The organism is Hymenobacter agri (genome assembly GCF_054778495.1).
On record NZ_BAAGZM010000135.1, the window covers coordinates 1 to 8,741 of the forward strand.

An 8,741-nucleotide genomic window follows, 5' to 3' on the forward strand; every position below is an offset into this window, starting at 1 on the left:
AGAAATTGACGCGTTGCCTGCACCTGCGTGTTGCGCGGGGGCGCCGGCTGCGGGCTGCGGCCAGCCAATAGCCCGCCTGGCAGCAGCAGCCAAGTCAGGCCCATCAAGCCAAGTAATACGCGGTAAAAACGGTTAGCCATGCCTAAAAGTAAGCGGGGGCGGCGAGTCTGGCCTGATGCCATTCTCGCCGCCCCCGCGGGCATTACCGGCCGATGGCCGGGGTTAATCGACGAGCACGCGGCGCGTCACGCTCAGGCCGGCTCCGGTGAGGCGCAGGGTGTACACCCCGCTGGCCAGGCCGTCGGTGGCGATATCGGCACGGTTGGACCGGCCGGGCACGAGCGTGAAGGACTGCGTTTGCACGCGCTGGCCGAGGGCGTTGTATAGCTCCACGACAGCCGCGCCGCGCGAGCCGTTACCATCGAGCTGCACCCGCAATGGCTGGCCGCTGGCTACCGGGTTGGGGGCCACGGCCACAGTGTAGCCGGCAGTTTCGTCGCGCGTGGCCGTGCCTTGCGTCACGGTGAAGCGCAGGGCGGCAGTGTTGTTCGTCTCGTTGGTTTCGGGCACGGCATTGGTGGGGTCGGCCGCGAAGATGATATAGTAGCTGCCAGGCGTCGTGTTAGCAGGCACACGGGCCGTGAGCGGGCGGTTGGCGGTGGCGCTCAGGCCTAGGGCGCCGCCAGTGGCAGTGCCCAGCAGCACATCGTTGGTGCTCAGCACCTGGTCGGTGGAGAGGTAGAAGCCTACCGAAGAAGCGCTGGCCGCGCCGCCCCCCTGGTTGGCCACGGTGGCCGTCAGGGCCACGTTGTTGCCGGCGGGCACGGTCGACGGCGAAGCACCAATTTGCGTCAGCAGCAGGTCGGGTTGCGGCGCGCTCACGCAGCTCACCGTGGCGGCAAAGCCCGGCGCGTTGACGTAGCCATCGCTGCTAAACACCACCGTGAGCGCCCCAGCCGCGTTGGTGGCCGTAAGGGGCAGCGGCAGTTGGCCATTCAGGAAGCCCGAATACGTGCCCAGCAACGTGGCGTTGGCGCTGGTACCGTCGTAAATACTCACGAAGTCGTAGCCGGACTCGGTTTCGAACGATGTAAAGGTGAGCTGCACCATCGACCCGGTAGTGCCGGGCAGAATGGTGAGCGAGCCGTTGGAATTATCGGCGTAGTTGCTCAGCCCCCCGTTGTCGTATACCGAAGTTGAGCACGAGGTGATGGTAGCCGTGCCGGCCAGAGGCACCACGTTGCCGCTGAAGGGCGGGTTCACGGTCAGCGGCAGGCTGGTTACGTTGTTGGTTTCGTTGGTTTCGCTCACGGCATTGGCCGGGTCGGCCACAAACAGCACGTAGTAGCTGCCCGCCGCCGTGCCGGTGGGCACCACCAGCGTGGCTGCCCGCTGGGCGTACTGGCCCGAGGCCAGGGCGCCCCCCGTAACGGTGGTCAGCAGCACGTCGTTGGCATCGAGCGCCTGGTCGGCCGAAAGGTAGTAGCCCACCGAGCTGCTGGGCGCCGTGCTGGTGCCGCTGTTCTGAATGTTGCAGCTGGCCTGAATACCAAAGCCCGGCGTGGCGTTGGTGGCAAACAGCTGGGGCTGCTGAGGCGTGAGGTCGACCCCGGGTGCCAGCAGCAGCAGCGGCGCGTAGCTCACGTTGTTGGTTTCGTTTACTTCGCTCACCGTGTTGGCCGGGTCGGCCACAAACAGCACATAGTAGCTGCCGGCCGCCGTGCCCGCCGGAATCGTGAGGTTGTTGTAGCGTGAAGCATAGCCCCCACCTGCCAGGACCGCCCCGGGCGAGCTGAGCAACAGCACGTCGCTGGCGTCGAGGGTCGTGTTCGTGGAGAGGTAGTAGCCCACGTCGCTGCTGCTGGCCGCGCTGTTGCCCTGGTTCTGAATGTAGCAGCTCGTGCCGATGGTATTGCCAGCGGCGCTCACGCTGGGCGAGAGGTAGGGCTGCGAAGTGAACAAATCGACTACGGGCGCCACTACCTGCAGGGAGTAGCTGGTCACGTTATTCGTTTCGTTGGTTTCGGCCACCACGTTGGTGGGGTCGGCCACAAACAGCACGTAATAGTTGCCCACCGCCGTACCGGTCGGCACGGTCAGGCTGTTGTAGCGCGAGAGGTATCCCCCACCCGCCAGGGTCGTGCCGGGCGAGTTGAGCAGCAGCACGTCGCTAGCATCGAAGATGGTGTTCGTGGAAAGGTAGTAGCCGATGTTGCTGCTGCTGGCCGCGCTGTTGCCTTGGTTCTGGATGTAGCAGCTGGTATTGATAAGCCCGCCGGGCACCGTCACATTGGGCGACAGATACGCCTGCGAGGTAATCAGGTCGACAGTGGGCGGCACTACTTGCAGCGGCGTGGCGGCTACGTTGTTGGTTTCGTTGGTTTCGGCCAGTTGGTTGAGGTAATCGGCCACGAACAGCACGTAATAGCTGCCCACCGCCGTACCGGCGGGCACGGTGAGCGTGGTGTAGCGCGAGCTATAGCTACCGCCATACACGGTGCCGGTGGTGTTGGCAAGCAGCACGTCGCTGGCATCGAGCGTCGCGTTGGTAGAAAGGTAGTAGCCCACCGTAGCCGGCGAGGCCAGCGTGTTGCCTTGGTTGTTGAGGTAGCTGCTGGCCTGCACGCTACCGCCGGCCGCCGCCGACGTTGTCGACAGATACACGCTGGAATTGGTCAGGTCGATGGTGGCTGCCTGCACCGTCAGGGCCACGCTGCTCACGTTGTTGGTTTCGTTCACTTCGCCCACGGCATTGGCCGGGTCGGCCACAAACAGCACGTAGTAGTTGCCAGGCGCCGTGCCCGCCGGAATTACCGGGTTCACGTAGCGCGAGTTGTATTGGTAGGCCGGCAGCGAGTAGCCGGTGCTGGTGTTTAGCAGCACGTCGCTGGCATCGAAGGTCGTGTTCGTCGACAGATAGAAGCCCACCGTGCTGCTGCCGGCCGTCACGTTGCCCTGGTTGTAGATATTGCAGCTGGCCGACACCGAATTGCCGGCTACTGTGCTGGTGGGGTATAGCTGGGCCTGCTGAATCACCAGGTCGATGCCGGGCGGATTCACCGTGAAGCTCACGGCACTCACGTTATTGGTTTCGTTGGTTTCCGTCACCTGATTCTGGTAGTCGGCCACAAACAGGATGTAGTACGTGCCCGGCGCCAGGTTATTGGGCACGGCGGCCGTGCCGTAGCGCTGCGACGGATAGTTCACGTACAGCTGGCTACCGTACTGCGAGGTCAGCAGCTGGTCGGCTGCGTCCAGCGTGGCATCGTTCGACAGGTAGAAGCCCACGCTGCTGCTCGGGGCCACCGAGTTGCCCAGGTTATTGATGTAGCAGCTCATGTTCAGGGCCATCCCCGGGGCGGGGTTGGTGGGCGAAATGCTGGGCTGCTGAATGACCAGGTCGATGCCGGGTGGCGTTACAGTCAGGCTCAGCGCACTCACGTTGTTGGTTTCGTTGCTCTCCGCTACCTGGTTCTGGTAGTCAGCCACGAACAGCACGTAGTAAGTGCCCGCCGCCGTGCCGACCGGCACCGTCAGGCTGGTCGAGTGGTACGAGTACTGTCCCACGCTCAAGGCGTAGCCGTAGGTGTTGCCCAACAGTACGTCGCTGGCATCAAGCGTCTGGTTGGTCGAGAGGTAATAGCCCACATTGCTGCTGTTGGCCACCGCCCCCGACAGGTTATACACCGAACTGGTGGCGTAGATGCTGCCGCCGGGCAGCGTGCTCGTGGGCGACAGCTGCGCGCCCTGCATCGTGAGGTCGGCCTGGGCCTGCGGCGGAATAGTAGTTACGCAGCCAATGGTGGCGGCAAACCCGTCGTATTGCCCGATGCCATCCGACGTGAGGCGCACCGTGAGCGCGCCCGAAGCGGTGGTACCATACAGCGTACCCGGCTGGTTATAAGAATCGTAGCTACCAATCAGCGGCGCCGAGGTGCTGGTGCCGTCGTACACGTACAGGTGGTCGTAGTACGACTCCACGGCAATCGTGTTGAACTGCAGGCGCACCTTGTTGCCGGCCGTAGCCGGTACAATGGTGGTGCTACCATTGGCGTTGGGCGAGTATACGCCGGTGGGCCCACCGTTGTCATACAGCGTACCCGCGCAGGTGGTAATGGTGGTCGCGCCCGACGTGGGCAGCTGGTAAGTTTGGGCCTGTAGCCGCGCCGGCGCCGCTACGCCCATCAGTAGCAGCAGCCACATGCAGGCCCACGGCCCAGCTGCGCGCAGCTGGCCTGAAAAGTAATTTTGCTTCATAAAAAATGAAAGAGAAAAGTGGAAAAGAATCGATAATGGAGTAGCCCCGCCCGTGCAGCGTTACGCTCCGGCGCAGGGTGGCTTATGGCACCCTTGGTGCCCACCCAATGCTACTCGGTAGTGGCGGGCACCAGTACAAACACGTCCTCGCCGGGGCGCTTCATGAGGTACTTCTCGCGGGCAAATTTTTCGAGCAGGGCCGGCGAGCTCATCAGCTCGGCGCGGTCTTTTTTCACTACCTCAATGTTGTCGAGGTAGTACTGTTTCTCACTGCGCAGTTCCTGCCACTTGCGATAGATGTCGACCTGCTTGCCCAAATCGTTGGCGTCGAACACCAGCATCCACACCAGGAAGCCCATGCCGGTGAGAAAATAAAAGCTGCGCACCACGCGCAATACCGGCATTACAAAGGAAGGTAGATTCATCGGGATAAAGATAAGAATGATAAGGGGTTCGGGCGCATACTCGCAGAGCTATTGTATTTGGAGGCGTTGCGCCGTGTGCAGCCCGCCCCCGCTGATATGCAGCTGGTAAACCCCCGCCGGCAGCTGGCTGGCATCAAACACTGCCGCGCTGCCGCCACTCCCCCACTGGTGCGCCACTAGGCGGCCCATGGCATCGTAGCAGGCCATTTCCAGACGTGAGCCGTTGTTCCCGGCCAGCCCCAGACGAATGGAGCTGCCCCGGGGCGCCGGATTGGGGTACAGGTCGGGGGTCGCGCCGGCCGGGTTGGCCACGGCCGTGGCCAACCCGGTTACCCGCAGGGGAAAAGCCCGGGAGTTATTGTTTTCGTTCGATTCGGTGATGACGTTGCGGGGGTCGGCCATCAGCACCAGATAGTAATTGCCGGGAACCGTAGCGGCGGGCACGGTGAGCAGGGGAAACGAGTGGATGGTGCCGCCGGACGTCATCAGGCCACTACCCGTTGCCAGCCCCAGAAATACGTCCGTACTGGCGCTGAACACCGAATCGGCTGAAAGGTAGCAGCCGATTTCGTAGTTCGCCACAGTGCCCGCGCCCCGGTTGAAGATGAATGTGAAAGCGCCGGTGCTCCCCCCGGGCGGTACCGCAGCAAACGAGATGGACGGCCGCCACAACTCCAAATCGGGCAGCGAAGGAATGGCCCCGCCGGCCACCGTCACGGCAAAGCTGAGCACGTTGTTGGTTTCGTCCGACTCCTGCTCGGCATTCAGGGGGTCGGCCACCAGCAGCAGGTACCGGTTGCCCACGGGCGTTAGGGCCGGAATGGGGGCCATGATGGTGCACGTGCCCGACTGCCCGGTGAACAGCAGGCTTTGGCAGCTGGCACCCAGGTACGCATCGGTGGCATCCCAGCTGGCATCGGCCGATAAATAAAAACCGATGCAGTTGAACTGCGAGCCCCCGGCTCCCTGATTTTTAATGACGGCCGACATGGCGTAGCTGCCCCCCGGCAGCACGCTGGCGGGCAGGTTGAACGGGGCCACTATCACTAAGTCGGGCTTGGGCTGGGCGGCAGCCAGCAGTGGCAGCCACCCCAGCAGCAGCAGCAGCGCGCGGGTAACAATTTGTTTCATCGGGAGTAGACGACGATTGCCGGGCAGTTGGGAAGGGCGTCGGACCTACCGACTATTGCCCCGGCAACTATTTCTGATTCAAAAATATAACACCAGTTTCAACATTCCACTTTTTAGCGTTTTGCTACTGGTGACAATGCTAAAAAAAAAGTCCACCCAACACGCATTGGGTGGACTTTACGCCGGAAAACGCAGCGCGATTCTGTTTACATTTTCTTGCCGGGGAAGTAGGCGATTTCGCCCAGCTCTTCCTCAATGCGCAGCAATTGGTTATACTTAGCCATGCGGTCGGAGCGCGAGGCCGAGCCGGTCTTAATCTGGCCGGTGTTCAGGGCCACGGCCAGGTCGGCGATGGTGCTGTCTTCGGTTTCACCCGAGCGGTGGCTCATCACCGATTTGTAGCCGTTGCGGCGGCCCAGGTTCACGGCGTTGATAGTTTCCGTCAGGGTGCCAATCTGATTCACCTTGATGAGGATGGCGTTGGCGATGTTCTCGTCGATGCCGCGCTGCAGGCGGTCCACATTCGTCACGAACAGGTCGTCACCCACCAGCTGGGTTTGCTTGCCCACGCGGTCGGTCAGGGCCTTCCAGCCGGTCCAGTCGTCCTCATCCATGCCGTCTTCGAGGCTGATGATGGGGTACTTCTTAATCCAGTCGGCCCAGTAGTCCACCATCTGCGACGAGGTCAGCTTGTCGCCGGTGCTTTTCTTGAAGTGGTACACGCCATCTTCGTAGAACTCCGACACGGCCGCGTCCATGGCAATGAACACATCCTCACCGGGGCGGTAGCCGGCTGTTTCGATGGCCTGCAACACGATTTTGATGGCGTCCTCATTCGACTTGATGTTCGGCGCAAAGCCGCCCTCGTCGCCCACGTTGGTGCTGAAGCCCTGCTTCTTGAGCACGTTTTTCAGGTGGTGGAAAATCTCGGTGCCCCAGCGCAGCGCCTCGCTGAACGACGACGCGCCCGTAGGCATAATCATGAACTCCTGGAAGTCAATCGAGTTGTCGGCGTGCGAGCCGCCGTTCAGAATGTTCATCATGGGCACGGGCAGCGTGCTGGCGCCCACGCCACCGATGTAGCGGTAGAGCGGCATGCCGGCATCCTGCGCGGCGGCGCGGGCGGCGGCCAGGCTCACGCCCAGAATGGCGTTGGCACCCAGGTTAGCCTTGTTGGGGGTGCCGTCCATCTCCAGCATAATCTTGTCGAGCAGGGCCTGCTCGTACACCGAAAAGCCCACCAGCTCCTCGGCAATTTTGCTGTTCACGTTCTCCACGGCCTTCAGCACGCCCTTGCCCATGTACATGGACTTGTCGTCGTCGCGCAGCTCTACGGCTTCGTGCTTGCCGGTGCTGGCGCCCGAGGGCACGGCGGCGCGGCCCACCACGCCCGAGTCGAGCGTCACGTCTACTTCAACGGTCGGGTTACCGCGCGAATCAAAAATCTGGCGAGCGTGAATTTGCGAAATGAAGCTCATAGCGTTTCGGTGTTAATCAGTTGAATGAGCCACAAACCTACGCGAATTGGGCGGGATTCGGGGCCTTTTGCTGGCATTTTTACGTGCGATTCTCCCGGCAAACGTGTGCGCGGGGCAGGCTAAACCACCGGGGCCGGGGCGGGCGCATCGCCGGCTTTGCCGAGGTCGCGCGGGGCGTAGCCGTAGGGGTTTTCGGGGTCTTTGCCGGCCCGCCACAGCACCCACAGGCCAATAAAAATCAGCGGAATGCTCAGCAGCTGGCCCTGGTTGAAGAGGTGACCGTTCTCGAAATCAACTTGGTTTTCCTTCAGGAATTCGCCCAGAAAGCGCTGCGTGAACAGCAGCACCACAAACAGCCCAAACAGCTGCCCGCGCGGCGTCCGCTCCTTGGTGCGATTCCACATCGAGTACAGCAGCGCGAGCAGGAAAATGCAGAACAGCGCCTCGTAAATCTGGGTGGGGTGGCGCGGCACGGCCACGCGCGTAGCCACCGGCACGGAGCCGTTCACGGGCTGGGCGGTCACGGTGGGCTCGGCCGGGTTTTCGGGGTTGACCACGCGCTGCACGGCATAAGAGCCGGCCGGCACGGGCTGGCCGGGCGTGAACTCCTTCAGGTGCTCAGTATCGCGCGGGAACACGAAAGCCCACGGCACGTCGGTGGGCTTGCCCACGATTTCGGAGTTCATCAAATTGCCGGTGCGGATGCAGGCGCCGCCCAGCGCCACCACAATCACGATGCGGTCGAGCACCCACAGGTAATCGAACTTGTTGTTGCGGGCAAACAGCCAGCAGGCGAACAAGATGCCGATGGTGGCGCCGTGGCTGGCCAGCCCGCCCTGCCAGATTTTGAACACCACCATGGGGTCGGCCATCAGGGCCTCGTAATCATAAAATAGCATGTGCCCCAGCCGCGCGCCCACGATGGTGCCGATGAGCATGTAAATCGTAATCACGTCGACCCACTGCGGCGACACCCGCTCGGAGCGGTAGATGTGCGTGAGCACGAACGTGCCCACCACGAAGGGCAACATGAAAAACAGCCCGTACCAGCGCAGCGTGACCGGCCCTAGATGGGCGATAATGGGATTAACGTTCCAGAAAACAGCGGCGAGAAGTGGCGACATACGGGCAAAAATGAAATAGTGGGCCAAAGGTACTCCACCCCCGGCTTGCTGTCGGGATGCGGAAAAGAGGCGGAGGTTCAGAAAATCAGGCGCAGTCAGCGCGGCGCGGGCAAGTGGGTAGCCGCCGGCGCGGCAGCCGCAGCCAGCGTGGCATCGTCGCCGCTCAAAGCCAGCACGAGTGCACCGAGCAGCAGCGCGTAGGCGGGCCGGCGCACCCAACCCGGCAACCAGGTTTGGGCGGTTTCGGCAGCCAGCCGGGCCTGTACCCGGTTATAGAAGTAGGGCTTGGGCGACGGCACCGGCTGGCGGCGCAGCTGGCGCAGCAG

5 protein-coding genes and 1 pseudogene are annotated in these 8,741 nt (G+C 62.5%); all 6 read right to left on the minus strand.

All coding sequences use genetic code 11. From position 1 onward, the window contains the following. Window positions 1-222 precede the first annotated feature (222 nt). Window positions 223-4,257, minus strand: coding sequence for a CARDB domain-containing protein (locus ACYVDE_RS09135; protein WP_460501182.1), 4,035 nt, complete (start codon window positions 4,255-4,257; stop codon window positions 223-225). Window positions 4,258-4,367: 110 nt separating this feature from the next. After that, entirely contained in the window at window positions 4,368-4,682 is a 315-nt protein-coding gene (locus ACYVDE_RS09140) for an FtsB family cell division protein (protein WP_460501183.1), read from the minus strand. Between the two features lie 48 nt (window positions 4,683-4,730). Further along, entirely contained in the window at window positions 4,731-5,813 is a 1,083-nt protein-coding gene (locus ACYVDE_RS09145) for a CARDB domain-containing protein (protein WP_460501184.1), read from the minus strand. A gap of 206 nt (window positions 5,814-6,019) precedes the next feature. Beyond that, a complete protein-coding gene (gene eno, locus ACYVDE_RS09150; protein ID WP_460501185.1) occupies window positions 6,020-7,291 on the minus strand; it encodes a phosphopyruvate hydratase in 1,272 nt (423 codons plus the stop codon). 119 nt (window positions 7,292-7,410) lie between these two features. Next, a complete protein-coding gene (lgt, locus tag ACYVDE_RS09155) occupies window positions 7,411-8,415 on the minus strand; it encodes a prolipoprotein diacylglyceryl transferase (protein WP_460501186.1) in 1,005 nt (334 codons plus the stop codon). A gap of 95 nt (window positions 8,416-8,510) precedes the next feature. Further along, window positions 8,511-8,741, minus strand: a pseudogene (locus ACYVDE_RS09160) (hypothetical protein); the annotation flags it as partial.